The following is a 16,368-nucleotide window of genomic DNA, read 5'->3' as shown; positions in this document are numbered from 1 at the left end:
AGTTTTGATTTATCGATATATTGCTTGAACAAGCATAATTAATAGAGTGTACTTTTGATGATCCAAAACTGGAAAATATTGATTTTCACACATAATTATTAGCCTCGTCAACATTTAAAAATGCATATTTAGATAAATGTGATTTTTATAAATCAGATCTCAGATATACAGATTTTTCTAAATGTGTCATTAAAAAAAGTGGATTTAGTAAAGGTGATTGTTGGGAAGCAATATTTAGAAATGCATATTTAGTAGATTGTAATTTGATTAATGTATCATTTTACTTAACGGATTTTAGTTGGGCAATACTTGAAAATATAGATATAAGTGTAGCGACATTTGAAGAATCTTTATTAAGCGGAGTGACTTTGAAAAATATTAAAGGTATAGAAGAAGCTCATATTAAAAGTATTAATATTGGTACGTTGGATAATCCAATTTTGTTGAAATCAGATGAAGCAAAGAAATGGATGTTAGAAAAATGTGAAGTAAGTGGCTAAGAGGATTGGTTGCCAGTGCCGAGTGGAATGGGTAGCAATGCTCAATCAGACTTACCCCTTATCAGCCCTATATGAAATTTTACTAAATATGTTTGTACTCACATCAAATGCTTTAATTTTATAACCTAAAATTACTATTTCGTTTCATCAAACAGGTTGATTATGGTCAGATACCACCGTAATTGGCCTGTTTAATGTTATCTTTGTTTTCTTGTGTTTTTTAATTACTCACAACTGTAGAATAATCCGCCCCGATAGGAAGATATAATGGAAGTGAATGTCATTTTTAGAATGGATACCGCTACTATTAAGAGTATCGGCTAAAACGAAGGGTTTACATGATCCCCAAAGTTTGATCCTATTAATGGATGGTATGATGTTGAAGTTATTATTACACAAATAGGTGATAGATTAACTGATAATGAAGATTTAGTGGGGATGAATGTAATTCCTATTGCGGCACTTTTTTCAGGAGATTTTATTTGTTTGGATTATAGAGAGAAGAAAGAGCCTGTGGTAGTTATTTGGTTTCATGAAGAGTCAGAGGTGATATCTCCAGTTACACAAAAAGTCGCTCCCAATATATCAGCATTTTTGAAATGCTCAGTGAATAGGGTTGTTCTAGTTCATGTTAGCACGTGACCCAGTTAAAACGATGTGTCTGAATAATTAACAGAAGATGAGAAGATAGATCTATCTAATGACAGATGATAAAAATCAGTAAGGAAGTGGCCAGATGGAATTTGAATATCATGTAACCATGAGTGATCTGAAGCAGAATGAGAAGGAAACCTTTATCAACATCTGTAATAAAGAGAACGTAAAGCCCGTATTGATCGTCTTGGACCAAGGTGAATACATCAATCAGCCAATGATTACAGGCATTGTATATAGCGCGGATTATGAAGAAGTGAAGAATGTTATTGAAGAGGTTGTTGCGAAGTTTCGGGATAACGAACTCACAGTTGTTCGGACGAAGGTGGAAATTCCGGCAAAGGAAGAGACGTATTTTGATCAGCCGATGCTGGCGCAGTCTACGCCATATTTTGAATGGCACGGTAAAGTGTATGTTGATGATGTAGTCAGGTTGAAGCAGTTGTGCGCCGACTCAGGCGGACATATCTCACGGAACTCGCTGAATGCGAATGGGAAAATTAGATTTGTTACGGTCAGAGAATATAATAGTTCTGAAAAATTCTATAGCAGAGTAGAGAAGATACATAATATCTTACAGCAGAACAAAATCGAACTGTTAAAACAGCAATATGAACTGTGCATCTATGACAGTCGGGAAGAACTGGATCGTGGATGGATCTAACCGAATGTTGGGTGCGATGAATAGAGGAGGAGAACAGGTGTCTGGGAAAAATGTACAATTACATAACTTGAACGAGGATGAAAGATTCATTGTTGTGTTGGAAGCCTTATTGAAGCGTGCCTCTCTGGTGAATAGCCCATTTGTATTAAAAGGAAGTTTGCTGACAAGACAGTATTTGGAGAATCCCAATGTACGTTATGTTGATGACATCGACTTTTTGTATGTAGGTCGAATTGAGACTGAGGACCAGGCCAATGAAATATTTACAGACTGGATGATCCGGGTGACGGAAATGGACCTGAATGACGGTATCGTATTTCGAAGCTTTCGGGAGAACACGTTCTGGAGAAGAATAGACTATGCGATGGCGGATGATTTCCCTACGGTGAACACAGAGCTTGCCTTTTATATTGATAGTGAACCAAGGAGCGAAAATGAGTATGAAGATGAGGATGAGCTGCATCTTGATATATCCTTTAACCTCGACTTGGACGAGAAGTCTGTTGCTCTATCGTACCAACCCATGCTTGGAGAAGCTTTTGTCGTTCCTCACACCGTACCACTCTCCATTCAAATTGCATGGAAACTACATCAAACGATAGTGAGGCCCCGATTCAAAGACTTGTATGATTTGCAGCATCTGTTGTCTAACCCGTCATACGACCAACAGGCTCTGCAGGAGACACTACAGACCCTGGTCAACGAGTGCTATATAGACCCAGCAATTACAAGAGAGGATATGAAAAAGGTACTGGTTAACAATCTTCATGATGTGTATTTGAGGTTAAACTACGATTACGACCTGCAATATTATGCAGGAAGTCGTAGTCCTGAAGTGTACTTTATGGAGTTTGTTTCGGAGCTCCGCAAAACGATGAATCACGCTGGGATTAATAGTTACGCGTATGATCATTTACCAAGTTGTATTACGCACAAATAGAGCTTCTCATTTACAAGTAAGCTGAATCATTGTTTGTCTAACCGTAGATAGATTTGAAAGGAACACCCTATCTCCGATACAATGTTCTCATAGAGTCTGAGAGAATGGATTCAATATAGCTCAGAAATGGAGAATTACAATATGACTGATTTTATTAACGCTGAAGATATTAACGACATGATTCTGGCTGCGGCTGCTTCAGAGCTGGAGCAGATGGTGGATAAGATATGTGATCTGTTGGGTACGCCCTTGGAACAAACGACTGAACTGGAGCGGCAGGTCATGGCTGCATTTGGTTTTGGGGCGGTATACGGCATTACTCATCGGGATCAACTTAAGGAACCACAGGCTCATGCACTGAGCATCCGGATGCTAATCAAGCCGTTTAACTACAGTGAACAGCAGGCTGTGGATTTTGCCGATGATCTGATCCGGGTGGCTTCAGACCGTGAGGCTCATCCGGTAATGAACACGATTATTCATCGTGGGATTAATGGACACCGTCAATTTAACCAGGAGGACGACGAAGGGCTGGCCCGCAACATTCAAGAGATTTTGGCGGCGGTACAACCGGAGAGAAACTGAAGAGCAAGGACGGACTTCTCTTCTATCATGGGAATGAAAATATATGGCTGGCCGATCACATTCCGGCACGTTACATCGAGCAATAATTACGGTCTTGAAGTCCAAGCCTGCTGATCCTGGCTGGCGAATAGTAGACCATTTCTAAGGAACTCAGGACGTCTTATTTCGCCTTCAGATGCTCTTTCTAATAAGTAAGGAACCTCAGACACGTTATTTCCTGAAACCACCTGTCAAAACCGCAGTAAACCGCTGTTATTCTGATATAGCGTGTCTCAGGTTTCTTAGATTTCTGCGGTCACTTCAAATCCCTGAATAAGACGCCTCCGATTCGTTAGTGCTCGCATGTTTGTACACTCATGATGCCATGCGCTGACACGTTCAGGTCGGCTTCTGCTTTCCGTGGTTTGAAGACGCGCACTAGGATAAGTGATCTGTTCAGCTTCTATATCGTGTTATAGTTCTTAGCTACATCAAAAAGGACACATCCAACATTCGCTGGTGTGTCCCTTTTTAATTTTTCCATTATTCTCTTCTTCTCTTCTTCACTGTTTATAAAGCAGAGAGAATTCAGATATCTGGAAAGCTCTTATACTCAAAACTTACTTGCCCAAAATCGCTTTAACACCCTCGCTCAATGGTTGAGCCGGACGGCCAAGCAATTTCTCCAATGTATCACTTTCTACAGCCAGTGCGCCTTCACGGATGGCACTTTGCATTTCTACAAGCATCGATACCACAAAGTCAGGCAGACCTGCACCTTTCATAATGTCAGCGTATGCGGCATCGTCCACGTTTTGCACGTTAATGTCCTGTCCAAGTACTTGCCCAACAATAGCGGCGAGTTCAGCTTGGGTACGCAGTTTACCGGACAACTCATATACTGAATTTTCATGTCCCTCACCTGTAAGTACTGCAGCAGCAGCATGTGCATAATCACTGCGAGTAGCCCAGCCCACTTGGCTGGAGTTCGTTGCATGCACCCACGGTGCGCCTTGGGTAACTGCTTGAACGCTTCCTGCTTCATTCTCCAGGTACCAATTGTTACGCAGGAAGGAATAAGGGATGCCCGATTCACGGATAGCCTGTTCAGTGGCACGATGTACTTCAGCCAAGGAAAGGGTGTTTTTCTCTGCATTCACAACGCTGGTATAAGCGATAAATCCAACGCCTGCTTTCTTGGCAGCATTCACGGCAGCCTGATGTTGGCGAATACGCGTCTCGTTGTCACCATCGGTGGAGATCAGCAGCAGCCGATCTACCCCTGCAAATGCTTTTTCCAGCGTTTCGGGTTGATCGAAATCACCGTGACGAACGTCAACGCCTTGAGCACGAAGGGCGTCAGCTTTCTCCGGGTTGCGTACACTTACAGCTAGATCCCCAGCAGATACCGTTTTTAACAAAGCCTCTACGACCAGTGAACCCAAGTGACCTGTTGCGCCAGTAACCAAAATTTTCATTGTCTTTTCCTCCTAGGGGATATGTTTTGTTTTGATATTCGGTGATACACCAATTGGAAACATATGATGTAATCGTATGTGTTATAACAGGTGTGATTACAACGAAAGGTTTAAAAAAAGCTCGCAATGAGCTTTTTCATTCAGACTTTAACCTGATCCATCATCTGCTGTATCGTTACACGATTCAAGCGCTGCTCCATCGCTGTCTGAGCCTCAATCAGCTCAGCACGCAAGGTTTGTTCGATCATGCTGCCAACAGGACAATTCGGATTCGGATGTTTGTGAAAGTTAAACAACGCACCGTCCTCCACGACCTCAAGAGCACGGTATACATCCAGAAGTGTGATGTCTGCCGGGTCCTTTAGCAAGGAGGCACCGCCCACGCCGGGTCTGACCTCAATCAAGCGTGCTTGTTTGAGTTTGGACATAATCCGCCGGATAATGACGGGATTGGTATTCACACTTTGCGCGATAAAATCTCCCGTGCATTCGTTGGGTACAACAGCGATGAGTGACAGCGTATGAACCGCAATGGAAAAGCGACTGCTGATTTGTTTCATTTGTGATCACCACCGTTGTAACTATAATAGTTACAAATAAACCTGATGTCAATTATAAATTTAGAAGCAGTTAGTGAATGAGTTTACATTTCGGACATGTCTCAACCTTTAACAGCCCCGGAAGTCAATCCGCCAACAATATATTTTTGCCCAATCAGGAACACAATCAACACAGGCAGGGAGGTAAGCACGATATCCGCACTGACCAGATTCCACTGAGCACTGAATTGTCCGAAGAAGTTATATACAGCGAGTGTCATCGGCCACATCTCGACGGTATTGAGCATGTAGAGTGGTGCGGTAAACTCATTCCAGACGCTCAGGAAATTAAGAACAAAAACCGTAACCAGTACCGAGGTTAACAAAGGCACAATAATTCGGAGAAACAGCTTGAACCCGTTGCATCCGTCCATAATTGCCGCTTCATCCAGTTCTTTCGGAATATTGGATACAAACGCATACGTTATAAATAGCGAGATCGGAATGCCCATAGCTGTATAGAGCAGAATCATGCCCACATGCGAATTAATCATGCCCAGCGACTTCATGACCTCCATTAATGGAATATAGTTTAGGGGCAGTGTAATGCCCAGAATGAGAAAGAAGTACAGGAACTTGCTTAGCTTCGAATAATTACGCGACAGAGTGAAGGCCGAGAACGCCACAACAAACACCAGTAGCAGGGAAGAAGCAGTTGAATGCAGCAGACTGTTGAAAAAGGAACCACCCAAGTGTCCCTGCTCATAGACGATTCTATAATTTTCAAAGATAAACTTTTCGGGAAGCGTCAGTTTCAGCACTTTGGCTTCGGCATCGGATTTGAATGAATTCAGTACAATGACGACAAAAGGAATCAGTACCACCAGGCTAAGCAGCCAGGCGAGTATATTCAACCCGATGGAAACCAGCCGTTTCTTCATTCGCATCTAGTATTCCACCTTTCGGTTCATCAAACGGATGATGAAGAAGGAGATGATCGCCATAATGACAAACAGAATCGTGGATAATGCACTGCCGAGTCCCCAATAACCTTTGGCAAAAGAGGAATACACTGCTGTGTTAATCACATCTGTCGCGTTGCCTGGCCCTCCATTGGTTAGTACATATACCGCATCAAATACCCGCAGCCCGTACGTAATATTGAGCACCGTGGCGATCGTGATTGTAGGCATAAGCATCGGAATCGTGATTCGAAACAGCTTCTGCCAGAAGCTGGCACCGTCAATCGATGCCGCTTCGTAATAATCGCGAGGAATGGCGAGCAGTCCGGCAATGAACAGCACCATAATGTATCCCATGCCTTTCCACGTGTCCACCGCCATAATGGATGGCATCGCCCAGGTCAGGGAACCTAGCCAGTTTTGCGCCAGAACGTCCAGCCCCAGCGAACGTAGCGTCACGTTAACGAAGCCGTTGTTGGGATCGAGCAGGCTTTTGAAAACCAGGCCGACAATCAGGAATGACAGTACTTGGGGTGAAAATATGATCATCCGGTGCAGATTGGCGGCCTTTACACCGCTGACCAGCAGCAGAGCCAGGAACAAGCCCAGTACGGTTTTGGCGATGGATGTAATCAGGGTGAACAGAACAGTATTCTTGATAAAAAGTAAATACGTTGGATCACCCGCCAGAATGGTGCGGAAATGCTCAAGTCCAACAAAGTTCTTCTCTGAACTGTAGCTGTTCCAGTCGGTGAAGGAATAATAAATGCCCAGCAGGGCGGGAGCGACAATGAACAGCACATACAGCACAATCGCTCCGGAGGAGAAATACCAGGGATAGATTTTGTTTGCATTCATAAGTTGTACCAACCGTCCTTCCTGCCAGAATGGCATGAGCGAGGGTAGCCTCGCTGCATGTCAATGGTGGTCAGCTTCATAAGTTTGCCGGGATATGCGTTGTTATTGCCAGGCTTCATCTTTCAGTACCTTGGCCTGTTCGGCTCGGCGTTTGTCAATATTTTGAAGAATCTGATCAGGGGTCATCGCTCCGGCGAACATGCCGGAAAGGTCCTTGCCGATATCCATCCATTGCGGATCAATGTACTTCACAGCTGCCTGCATGACCGTACCTTTCTCATGAGTTTTCTCATAATCGATGTAATCTTGTGTCAGCTTCGGTTCAATTTCCGGCCAGCAGATGGTCAGGTTGCCTTCTCCGCCATCAAATACACGCTGCAGATGGTCATGCTCGGTGATCCAGCGGAAAAACTTTAACACCTCTTCCGGGTGCTTGCTGTTTTTGTTGCCAAACATCGCAGCCGAACCACCCGGGTTCACACCAATGGTCTGATTATCACCCCATGGCATTACGAAAAATCCCATATTGTCTTTCATGTCTGGATAAGCTTCGGATACTTCCTTTTCGGTACCCGGAACCCGGAGCAGCATAGCTGCCTTCTCCTGACCAAAGGCTTCAATCCCAGCCTCCACTGTATTGGATAGAAAATCCTTGCCGAAGTAACCAAGGTCCGCAAACTCCTTCAGCTGTTCAATGACCGTTTTGAGCTGCGTCAAATCCGCGACGTTCATCTCATTGTTGTTTAGCTTCTCGTACGTTCCCGGCGAAGCCTGCTCATAGTTCGGTCCGGTTTCGAACAATGGCAGCACCTGGTACCATCCGCTGGCAGGCGCCTGATAGAACGGAATGATGTCCTTGTCCTTGATTTTCTGGCTGATCGCTTTGAACTCGGCGTAGGATGTTGGCGGCTCAATGCCAAGCTCTTCGAAGATGCGTTTGTTATAGTACACATACCATATTTTCGATGGTGCAAAAGAAACCCCGTACACCTTGTCGTTATGGCTAACCGTTGGCAAAATCTCCTCGGACATGCGTCCTGTAAATTCCTCATTGGTCAGATCGATGGCATTTTCCTCCGGTCTAACATTGGCCAGCATGCTAAGCGGGTCTACATCCACATTAAAAATATCGGGTGCTTCACCAGAAGCGAGCTTGACCTTAATCAGGTCGCGCCACTGGGCGTCAGGGACCACCTGAAAGTCAATTTTCACACCCGTTTCCTGCTCATACTCCTTCGCCATCGTCTGCATGATTCCCGTACGTGGAATGCCGCTCTGGCTTGTTCCGAAGGTTAGCGTAACCTTGCCTGTGCCTTCAGAATTTTCACTGGTGCTGCACCCGGCAAGAAGCAGGCTGGACAGCAACAGTACACCTACAAGGGATAATAGAAATCGTTTTCTCATCAATGAACCTCCCAAGGAATAAAGAATATTGGCTCTTGCAGAAACGCTTTATGTAAGCGTATTCTTATGTGGATAACTTTACGCGGAAGGAAGAATGCGCTCAATAGACAAAAACGTCCTGTTGGGTGGACATTTTCGAGTAAGTTGCAAGATATCAACCTATAACGAGGTGTGAAATGGTTAAGTACCGATTCAGGACGCTTCAGCAAAGCCTGTTTGCCTACTACTCTGCGGTATTCATTGTTTTTTCACTGATTGTGGCAAGCCTCTTATATGTTTTTCTTGCCAATGACATTCGTAATCGCAGCGCTGAACAGCAGAAACAGCTGGGAAACTCGATGGTGGGCAATCTGGATCAGGAAATCGTCAAAATGAACAATTTCTCCATGAACATCGTATATTCCAACCTGGTCAAGGAGCATTTCAGTCACTATTTATCTCCAGCGGAAGACAAGGAACAGACGCTGGCCAGTGACCCGGCATTTTACAAGGATACAACGACACTGATTGATGTCATTCTGGCGATTATTAGCAGTTCCAACACAGCCAAACAAGCCAATATCTATGATGTGAACGGTAACATGCTGGGTGCGGGCGCGTTCAATGGACAGCTGTCGGTAGATTTGACCCAAAGACCGTGGTACGAGGAAACGTGGACGCGCAATGGCTGGCGTGTCATAAGTGTACTGGATGGTGGAACTTTACCGATGCCAACAGGGCAGGGGGAATCAGGCAAACGATATCTCTCCCTTACCCGGGTGTATAAGGATGGGAATTATGTCTCGCAAGGAGTCGTCGAAATTTTGCAGGATGCCGGAACCCTGTTCCAGCATTTGAACGATGTGCAAGCCGGAAACGAAGAACTGAGCGTGTATGTAGTGAATGAACGAAATGAGATTTTATATCCTTTTTTGTCCCATGAGCAGCAGTTAAAGGCAATAGATTCCGACGTTGTAAACTTGATTGGGAACAATCTCTATCCCTCAGGAACGATGCAGGAAGTGGTAGCTCCCAATGGGAATTCGAAGCAAATGATGACCTACACCACCTCCCAAGAAACGGGATGGACAGTTATCGTCATGCAGTCCAAACAATCCCTTTTCGCAAATTTGAATCGCACGGCTCTTCTGTTCATAGGGGCTACTTTAGTGACCTTGATGCTTATTCTGCTCCTCTCATATCTGATATCCAAACGCGTTACTTTGCCGCTCCATCGTTTGCAGCGTATTATTCAGAAAACAGGTGTCCATGATCTGACTACAGGCCAGGACTCTGGTCAGTTGTTCAAGCTGGAATATCCGGGTTCCATCCGTGAGATGGATGAGCTGAATGATACGTTTATCCAATTGAATCAACAGCTTGTGCAGTCCTTCCAGGACATGCTGGCGGTCAAATCCCAGGAAACGGATGCCAGGTTGCTGGCGTTGCAGTCTCAGATGAATCCTCACTTTCTCTATAACAACATTACGAACATCAGCATTATGGCAGAGGAGGGCATGAATGAACAGATCGTTGTGTTCTGCGGTCACATCGCATCCATGCTGCGTTACATCTCGGCTCCGAACAAAAACGGTGTTCCGTTGGAAAAAGAAATTGACTATTGCGAACGGTATTTGGAGTGTATGAAAATTCGGTTCGAAGATGATCTGCTTTACGAATTCCATGTTCCTGACTCGATGAAAAGCCTTCAGGTTCCCATGCTGCTGATTCAGCCTTTGCTGGAAAATGCCATGAAATATGGACTGCGTGATAATCCGCCCTGGAAGCTGCATATCATTGGAGAGCTGGACAGTATGCAGGAAACATGGCGCATCACTGTCGAAGATAACGGCCCGGGCATGGAACCCGAGGCACTTATGCTCATCCAGCAGTACATACAACAATCACAGGAATGGGAGCGTATGCCGGAACTTGAGATTAACGGTATGGGCTTGAAAAACATCTGGATCAGGCTCAAATTATGGTATGGTTCTGCGGCTCTTATGCATATTACAAATCATTCTTCTGGCGGGGTCAGCATCACGATTGGCGGTTCCATTCGAAAGGGGCACAGTGAGTCTCATGGTCATGACATATAGAACCATTATTGTGGAGGATGAGGCGTTAATTCGGCGCAATGTATCCCGGAAATTCAGCGAGCTGAGCACACGGTTTGAGGTTATAGGTGAAGCAAGGAATGGACAGGAAGCATTGGAACTGATTGAACATACAGTGCCTGATCTGGTTGTTACCGATATTCAGATGCCCGTCATGAATGGGCTGGAACTGGCGAAGCATCTGTATTTTGCCTATCCGCATGTCAAGATCGTGATCCTGAGCGGTCACCATGAGTTTGAATATGCTCGTCAGGCGATCAGTTACAAGGTGGAGGATTATCTGCTTAAACCCCTCACGGAAGGACAGCTTCGGACGCTGCTGGATGCGATGGAATTAAAGCTCGGCAGTGCAGGAGACTCACTGGCACATGTTAGTGCAATGCTGGATGAACAGGTGAAGCCGGAGGATATTGCAGAGGCAGTCAAGCTGTATTTGAAACAGAATTATATGCATGAAATTACGTTGCAAGACATGGCAGGACAGATGCATTTCAGCGTGGATTACCTGGGGAAGTGTTTCAAAAAGGTGACGGGTGAAACCCCGCTCAAATACATGACAGGGCTTCGAATCAACGAAGCAAAGCGCATGCTAGCGACCTTTAAAGAAATGGATATCAAGGCTGTAGGCAAAGCGGTGGGATATAGCGATTCCCATTATTTTAGCCGTATTTTCAAAAACAAGACAGGACTGTATCCCAGCGAGTATCGCCAACAGCTGCAATAACGAAAAAAAGCCCTGTCCATGGTTCTTGAAGAACCACGATGACTGGAGCTGATTATTGTGACAAAGCATCTTCCGTGATTTGGCGGATATCGAATGGGGAGCGGTTGCCTTCCTCTATGATGTCGGGGAGAATATGTTCGAGGAAATAGTGTACACAGTGGAGATCAATATTTTTGATTTTGATCAGGGCATATCGATACATGACGATAAATTCCTTTTCGGTATTGCCACGCTGCAGTTCAGCAAACGCTTCGTACACCTGATCCATTTTGTCGGCTACTTCCAGAATAAGTCCTTCAACCGAGTTGTCTTTGCCTTCACGCAGCTGTCTGCGGAATATGGGCTGGAATTCCTCAGGAATATTTTCGTTAATAAAATGCGCAACCATACCTTCTTCCACCTGCTGCAGCATGGAACGAAGCTCCAGTGAATAATGTTTGACTGGTGTTTTGATATCACCGATGAAGATTTCGCCATAATCATGACTGCTGGTGATTTCGTAAAGTTTTTTCCAATCAATAGCGACCCCATGCTGTTCCTCAATATCGGCAAGTGTTTTGGCATACTGCACGACTTTCCATGAGTGAGCGGATACGCTGTGTTCCTCGAATTTGAATTTTCCCGGGGTACGAATGATGCGTTCAAGATCGTTGAGTGACCTGAAGTACGTATGAATTCCCATATAAGTAATCATCCTTTGTTGTTTGGGTATGAACCGACTATACACCAGAGATGTTAAGACAAGATTAACGTCGTTTGGCGTAAAGGTAAAAATCCGTTCAGATGATAGTCTGCCCATAGATACAGAGGTAATTCCACAGTTTGAATGGATGAAATGAGAAATGCGAACTATTGTTCTTATATTGTTTTCGTTGTAATATCTGGAGTGGACGGTTTATGTTCCCTATTTCTTCGAAAGGAAGTTTTTGCATCATGATGGGAAGATCCCACCTCATTATTGGGACCACTGTATCCCTCTCTGTTCTGCAATTGGCAGGTATGCCTGTGACTGCACCGGCGGTTACTGTGGCCCTGATCGGTTCGCTGCTGCCAGACATCGATGAACCGAATTCGCTATTGGTATCCAAGGCATTGCCGAACAGCCTGATTCGACTGCTGCAGACCATCCTGCTGCCTGTCGCTGTATTTGTGTACTTCTATGTTCAGGCGAAACCATGGAATCTGCTGCTTGCCATTCTGATTGCGATGGTATCTTTCCTGCCGTCCCGTTCGCTGCGCAAAGTGTTGATGTTTGCGATTGGATTAGGACTCGTATTCTATGGCCATGCATTTGCACCATGGAATCTGATCGCGGGCAGTCTGTTAATGCTGTGCACGACGCTAACTCACCGGGGATTGACGCATTCCCTCTATGGAACCGCCGTATGGGCAGGATTGCTCTACAGTACGACTCATTTGCAGGGGCCTGAGATCTGGGTAGCTGGAGGTACGGCATATGCCATGCATCTGCTGGCTGATTCGTTGACGAATCGGGGTATTCGTCCATTGCCGCCACTCAAGTGGCGTATACGGTTCAATCTCATGAGTACAGGTACGAAACATGGGGCTGTTGTGGAGAATGTCTGCATTGTGCTGGCACTTATTTTGGCCTGGATTGCGTTTTCGCCTTTATTTCTGTAAACCACCAAATCATGCCAGTCTTTGCTTCTGCAGGGCTGGCATTTTACTATTCATTTCTACTTCGCACCTTAACCTGATGATTGAAACGAATGTCCTGTTCTGAACATAAAAAAGATGCCCTTAAAATTAGGGCATCTCTTAATGGTAGTTATGCGTTTTCGATTATTGTGTTCAGTGTTGTCTGATCCAGACCCTTCACCAGCTTCACGAGCAACTCTTTTGCTGCATCATAGTCATCCGTATGAATAATGGAAGAGGATGTATGAATGTAACGTGCGCAGATGCCAATTACCGTTGAAGGCACACCGATTCCGCTCAGATGAACCGCTCCGGCATCTGTACCCCCAGGAGAGATGAAATATTGCATTTTGATCTGATTGGATGATGCTGTGTCCTGAACATATTCAACAATACCGCGATGGGTGAACATGCCCGGATCGAAGATGCGCAGCAGGGCCCCCTGACCAATATGTCCGAATGATTGTTTATCTCCGGTCATATCATTCGCGGCACTGCAGTCCAGTGCAAAGAAAATATCCGGCTCAATCAGATTGGCAGCCGTGCGTGCACCACGGAGTCCCAATTCCTCTTGAACGGTTGCACCGCAATAGAGGGTGTTTGGCAACTTTTCCTTATGTAGTGCTTCAACCAGCTCAAGTGCAAGCCCTACTCCGTAACGGTTATCCCAAGCCTTTGCCATAATTTTCTTCGGATTGGCCATCGGTGTGAACTCACAGATCGGCACGATCTGCATACCCGGATGAATGCCCCAAGATTCTGCTTCTGCACGGTTATCCGCCCCAATATCCAAGTACATATGGTTGAGATCAACCGGTTTATTACGCTGGGATTCATCGAGTAAATGAGTAGGTGTTGAACCGACAACCCCGGGAATTCGGCGTTCCGGAGTGATGAGTTCCAGACGTTGAGACAGTACAGCCTGACTCCACCATCCACCGAGTGGACGGAATTTGATCATGCCTGTTTCCGTAATGCCTGTAGTCATGAAACCAACTTCGTCGAAGTGACCTGCAACCATGACTTTGGGTCCGGACGCCTCTCCTCGCAACACGCCAAAAAGGCTGCCCAACCGATCCTGGACAAATTCATCTGTATAGGGAGACATTTGTTCCTTCATCCATCCGCGAAGCTCGCGTTCAAACCCGGAAACGGAAGGGAATTCCGTCAACGTTCGAAACATTTCCAACGTTTTTTGATTCATGTGTCGACAACTCCTCTGCTTGTATGTAGATCAGGTCTCAGCAGAACGGCTGCCGGACTGTTGTCCTTCGAAAGAGAAGAACGTTTATTTAACCACTGGTCACACTACAGTATGAACCTTGCGCAAGTAATTGTCCATGGTTATGTCACGTATCTCAGGCATGAATGATTGTGCGTTTGATGCTTCATCGGGCTATTAAATCCGCACCAAACACAGTCGCGAGGCTGTTGCAATGAATATGCATATAGTGAGGAACAGTTTTGCTTAACCTTTATTTTTAATAAACCCGTCATTTCACTTGCCTAACAACAGGAAGGAGCTTGGACAATAGATGATTCCACCCGATGAAGGCAATGAAACCATCCTTTGTATCGTCCTTTTTATTTTGCTCGTGATCATTCTGCTTTATTTATAAATTTCATCTGACCTCTGATCCGGCGCTGAGCGACTCATCTGATTCGGCTGCTTCATCTGCTGGAAACAAATGCTGTCTTCCGCCGGATACATAACTTTCCCAACCTTAACAAACAATGAATACAGGATTACACACAGTACATGCAGTCACATCAGTTGACTCATTTTCACTAAGGGAGGTTCTGTATATTGCCAGCTCAATCTAAGGGTAGTGGAAAAAAATCATCATCATCCCTGTCCATCAGTGAACAGGAATATAAAAAAGTCGCCAAAAAACACGAGCCTGCCCGTCCAATCTGGGCGAACTGTATTAAAGCATTCTTCGTCGGCGGATTCATCTGCGTCATTGGACAGGCTATCCAGGAAGCGTTTATGGCCGGGTTCCACATGACATCCAAGGAAGCTGCCAGTCCAACCGTTGCGGTCATGATTCTCATTTCAGTCATTCTGACTTGTTTGGGTGTCTACGATAAAATGGCGCAATGGGCTGGGGCCGGGACGGCTGTCCCTGTCACCGGGTTTGCCAACTCCATGTGCTCGGCAGCACTAGAGCATCGTGCCGAAGGGCTGGTACTTGGTGTCGGTGCGAACATGTTCAAACTGGCAGGCTCGGTCATCGTGTTTGGTGTCGTTGCTGCCTTCATCGTGGGGATCGTGTATGCCATTCTCGGCTTCGGAGGTGGACATCTATGAAACGCTTGGGCCAACAAACCTGGCAATTTGAGAACCGTCCACGCATTATCGGCAGGTCAGCAGTCGGAGGGCCGGATGAAGGCCAAGGGCCTCTTGCATCTGATTTTGATTATGTATATGACAATTTGGAGATTGGGGAGAAAACCTGGGAAAAGGCAGAGCGCAAGCTCCTTGAACAGGCCTCTCAAATGGCTTTGATCAATGCCAATATCACGAAGGAAGAGCTTCAATTCTTTGTTGGCGGAGATCTGATGAACCAGATTATCAGCAGTTCTTTTTCTGCCCGCAAGTTGGGTGTACCCTATCTGGGGGTATTTGGTGCCTGTTCAACCTCAATGGAGACCTTGGCTCTGGCCTCACTCATAGTGGATTCTGGTGCAGGGGATTATGTACTAGCAGGTACGGTGAGTCATAATTGTACGGTGGAAAAGCAATTTCGTTATCCAACAGAGTACGGTTCTCAGAAGCCGCCATATGCGCAGTATACTGTTACGGGGTCGGGTTGCAGTGTGATATCCCGCACGGGTCAAGGCCCTGTAGTCACCAAAGCGACAATTGGCCGAATTATGGATATGGGCATTAAAGATCCGTTTAACATGGGGGCTGCAATGGCTCCTGCGGCAGCAGATACCATTGTTTCGCATTTCCGGGATACGGGCCTGGAACCCGGTTATTATGATCTGATTGTTACAGGTGATCTTGCATCGGTAGGATTGCCCATCGTTAAGGAGCTTTTGCATAAAGAGGGTGTTCCGATGGAACAAACGGTCTTCAATGATTGTGGCCTGATGATATATAACCTGGAAAAGCAGCCTCAGGTTGTGGCTGGGGGCAGCGGCTGCGGATGTTCAGCGACCGTGACCTACGGTCATATTTTGAACCGGATGCAAAAGGGTGAACTCAATAAGGTATTGGTTGTTGCTACTGGTGCATTATTGTCCCCACTTTCATACCAGCAGGGCGAGAGCATTCCTTGTATTGCGCATGCCGTAGCCATAGAAAAGGAGGGATAAAG

At 45.6% G+C, this 16,368-nt stretch carries 17 protein-coding genes and 1 pseudogene; 11 read left to right on the top strand and 7 right to left on the bottom strand.

The features are described 5' to 3' along the window. Nucleotides 1-116: 116 nt before the first annotated feature. The 6 genes and pseudogenes from Q0V21_RS32970 to imm48 form a co-directional block, all read left to right on the top strand. Nucleotides 117-173: pseudogene (locus tag Q0V21_RS32970) on the top strand (hypothetical protein); the annotation flags it as partial. A 15-nt stretch (nt 174-188) separates the two neighbouring features. Then, nucleotides 189-500 carry a pentapeptide repeat-containing protein gene (locus Q0V21_RS06160; protein WP_218671923.1) on the top strand — a complete coding sequence of 104 codons (312 nt, stop codon included), beginning with the start codon at nt 189-191 and terminating at the stop codon, nt 498-500. 360 nt (nt 501-860) lie between these two features. Then, complete coding sequence (locus tag Q0V21_RS06155; protein WP_079349698.1) at nt 861-1,142, top strand: SMI1/KNR4 family protein; 282 nt, start codon at nt 861-863, stop codon at nt 1,140-1,142. A gap of 94 nt (nt 1,143-1,236) precedes the next feature. Further along, the gene (locus Q0V21_RS06150) at nt 1,237-1,818 is read left to right on the top strand and encodes a hypothetical protein (RefSeq protein ID WP_079349697.1); all 582 of its coding nucleotides are present in this window, start codon (nt 1,237-1,239) and stop codon (nt 1,816-1,818) included. Nucleotides 1,819-1,855: 37 nt separating this feature from the next. Next, nucleotides 1,856-2,758: a nucleotidyl transferase AbiEii/AbiGii toxin family protein gene (locus Q0V21_RS06145; protein WP_301878058.1), complete on the top strand. Its 903-nt coding sequence runs from the start codon at nt 1,856-1,858 to the stop codon at nt 2,756-2,758. Between the two features lie 141 nt (nt 2,759-2,899). Further along, nucleotides 2,900-3,343, top strand: a complete 444-nt coding sequence (imm48, locus tag Q0V21_RS06140; RefSeq protein ID WP_079349696.1) for an Imm48 family immunity protein — start codon at nt 2,900-2,902, stop codon at nt 3,341-3,343. Between the two features lie 599 nt (nt 3,344-3,942). On the opposite strand, the gene Q0V21_RS06135 is transcribed toward imm48, so the two are convergent. The 5 genes from Q0V21_RS06135 to Q0V21_RS06115 all read right to left on the bottom strand — a co-directional run bounded on the left by Q0V21_RS06135 (nt 3,943) and on the right by Q0V21_RS06115 (nt 8,563). After that, nucleotides 3,943-4,800 carry an SDR family oxidoreductase gene (locus Q0V21_RS06135; RefSeq protein ID WP_079349695.1) on the bottom strand — a complete coding sequence of 286 codons (858 nt, stop codon included), beginning with the start codon at nt 4,798-4,800 and terminating at the stop codon, nt 3,943-3,945. 140 nt (nt 4,801-4,940) lie between these two features. Further along, complete coding sequence (locus tag Q0V21_RS06130; protein ID WP_079349694.1) at nt 4,941-5,360, bottom strand: Rrf2 family transcriptional regulator; 420 nt, start codon at nt 5,358-5,360, stop codon at nt 4,941-4,943. 101 nt (nt 5,361-5,461) lie between these two features. After that, nucleotides 5,462-6,286: a carbohydrate ABC transporter permease gene (locus Q0V21_RS06125; RefSeq protein WP_079349693.1), complete on the bottom strand. Its 825-nt coding sequence runs from the start codon at nt 6,284-6,286 to the stop codon at nt 5,462-5,464. After that, on the bottom strand, nt 6,287-7,159 hold the full coding sequence (locus Q0V21_RS06120; protein WP_079349783.1) for a carbohydrate ABC transporter permease: 873 nt from the start codon (nt 7,157-7,159) through the stop codon (nt 6,287-6,289). A gap of 102 nt (nt 7,160-7,261) precedes the next feature. Further along, nucleotides 7,262-8,563, bottom strand: coding sequence for an ABC transporter substrate-binding protein (locus Q0V21_RS06115; RefSeq protein ID WP_301878057.1), 1,302 nt, complete (start codon nt 8,561-8,563; stop codon nt 7,262-7,264). Nucleotides 8,564-8,739: 176 nt separating this feature from the next. On the opposite strand from Q0V21_RS06115, the gene Q0V21_RS06110 reads away from it, so the two are divergent. Together Q0V21_RS06110 and Q0V21_RS06105 are read left to right on the top strand one after the other, a co-directional pair. Next, the gene (locus Q0V21_RS06110; protein ID WP_079349691.1) at nt 8,740-10,641 is read left to right on the top strand and encodes a cache domain-containing sensor histidine kinase; all 1,902 of its coding nucleotides are present in this window, start codon (nt 8,740-8,742) and stop codon (nt 10,639-10,641) included. Beyond that, the gene (locus Q0V21_RS06105) at nt 10,631-11,383 is read left to right on the top strand and encodes a response regulator transcription factor (RefSeq protein WP_301878056.1); all 753 of its coding nucleotides are present in this window, start codon (nt 10,631-10,633) and stop codon (nt 11,381-11,383) included. The genes Q0V21_RS06110 and Q0V21_RS06105 overlap by 11 nt, the downstream gene beginning before the upstream one ends. A 52-nt stretch (nt 11,384-11,435) precedes the next feature. Here the strand turns inward: Q0V21_RS06105 and Q0V21_RS06100 are convergent, their stop codons facing one another. Beyond that, nucleotides 11,436-12,065 carry a YfbR-like 5'-deoxynucleotidase gene (locus Q0V21_RS06100; protein ID WP_024628536.1) on the bottom strand — a complete coding sequence of 210 codons (630 nt, stop codon included), beginning with the start codon at nt 12,063-12,065 and terminating at the stop codon, nt 11,436-11,438. Nucleotides 12,066-12,316: 251 nt separating this feature from the next. Between Q0V21_RS06100 and Q0V21_RS06095 the strand changes: the two genes are divergently transcribed. Then, nucleotides 12,317-13,024 carry a metal-dependent hydrolase gene (locus Q0V21_RS06095; protein WP_079349689.1) on the top strand — a complete coding sequence of 236 codons (708 nt, stop codon included), beginning with the start codon at nt 12,317-12,319 and terminating at the stop codon, nt 13,022-13,024. Nucleotides 13,025-13,172: 148 nt separating this feature from the next. Here the strand turns inward: Q0V21_RS06095 and Q0V21_RS06090 are convergent, their stop codons facing one another. Next, a complete protein-coding gene (locus Q0V21_RS06090) occupies nt 13,173-14,246 on the bottom strand; it encodes a M42 family metallopeptidase (protein WP_079349688.1) in 1,074 nt (357 codons plus the stop codon). A gap of 603 nt (nt 14,247-14,849) precedes the next feature. Here Q0V21_RS06090 and spoVAC point away from each other — a divergent pair. Together spoVAC and spoVAD are read left to right on the top strand one after the other, a co-directional pair. Next, the gene (gene spoVAC, locus Q0V21_RS06085; protein WP_079349687.1) at nt 14,850-15,353 is read left to right on the top strand and encodes a stage V sporulation protein AC; all 504 of its coding nucleotides are present in this window, start codon (nt 14,850-14,852) and stop codon (nt 15,351-15,353) included. Next, nucleotides 15,350-16,366, top strand: a complete 1,017-nt coding sequence (gene spoVAD / locus Q0V21_RS06080; protein WP_024628528.1) for a stage V sporulation protein AD — start codon at nt 15,350-15,352, stop codon at nt 16,364-16,366. Before spoVAC ends, spoVAD begins: the two co-directional genes overlap by 4 nt. Nucleotides 16,367-16,368 lie beyond the last annotated feature (2 nt).

The sequence above is a fragment of the Paenibacillus sp. 11B genome (genome assembly GCF_030487755.1).
Classification (GTDB): domain Bacteria; phylum Bacillota; class Bacilli; order Paenibacillales; family Paenibacillaceae; genus Paenibacillus; species Paenibacillus vandeheii.
This window is presented reverse-complemented; position numbering and strand designations above follow the sequence as displayed.

Bases quoted from the DNA above. Each gene is read 5' to 3' on its own strand.
- Q0V21_RS06150 (WP_079349697.1), top strand. From the start codon at position 1,237: ATGGAATTTGAATATCATGTAACCATGAGTGATCTGAAGCAGAATGAG.
- imm48 (WP_079349696.1), top strand. From the start codon at position 2,900: ATGACTGATTTTATTAACGCTGAAGATATTAACGACATGATTCTGGCT.
- Q0V21_RS06135 (WP_079349695.1), bottom strand. From the start codon at position 4,800: ATGAAAATTTTGGTTACTGGCGCAACAGGTCACTTGGGTTCACTGGTC.
- Q0V21_RS06130 (WP_079349694.1), bottom strand. From the start codon at position 5,360: ATGAAACAAATCAGCAGTCGCTTTTCCATTGCGGTTCATACGCTGTCA.
- Q0V21_RS06125 (WP_079349693.1), bottom strand. From the start codon at position 6,286: ATGCGAATGAAGAAACGGCTGGTTTCCATCGGGTTGAATATACTCGCC.
- Q0V21_RS06120 (WP_079349783.1), bottom strand. From the start codon at position 7,159: ATGAATGCAAACAAAATCTATCCCTGGTATTTCTCCTCCGGAGCGATT.
- Q0V21_RS06115 (WP_301878057.1), bottom strand. From the start codon at position 8,563: ATGAGAAAACGATTTCTATTATCCCTTGTAGGTGTACTGTTGCTGTCC.
- Q0V21_RS06110 (WP_079349691.1), top strand. From the start codon at position 8,740: ATGGTTAAGTACCGATTCAGGACGCTTCAGCAAAGCCTGTTTGCCTAC.
- Q0V21_RS06105 (WP_301878056.1), top strand. From the start codon at position 10,631: ATGACATATAGAACCATTATTGTGGAGGATGAGGCGTTAATTCGGCGC.
- Q0V21_RS06100 (WP_024628536.1), bottom strand. From the start codon at position 12,065: ATGGGAATTCATACGTACTTCAGGTCACTCAACGATCTTGAACGCATC.
- Q0V21_RS06095 (WP_079349689.1), top strand. From the start codon at position 12,317: ATGATGGGAAGATCCCACCTCATTATTGGGACCACTGTATCCCTCTCT.
- Q0V21_RS06090 (WP_079349688.1), bottom strand. From the start codon at position 14,246: ATGAATCAAAAAACGTTGGAAATGTTTCGAACGTTGACGGAATTCCCT.
- spoVAD (WP_024628528.1), top strand. From the start codon at position 15,350: ATGAAACGCTTGGGCCAACAAACCTGGCAATTTGAGAACCGTCCACGC.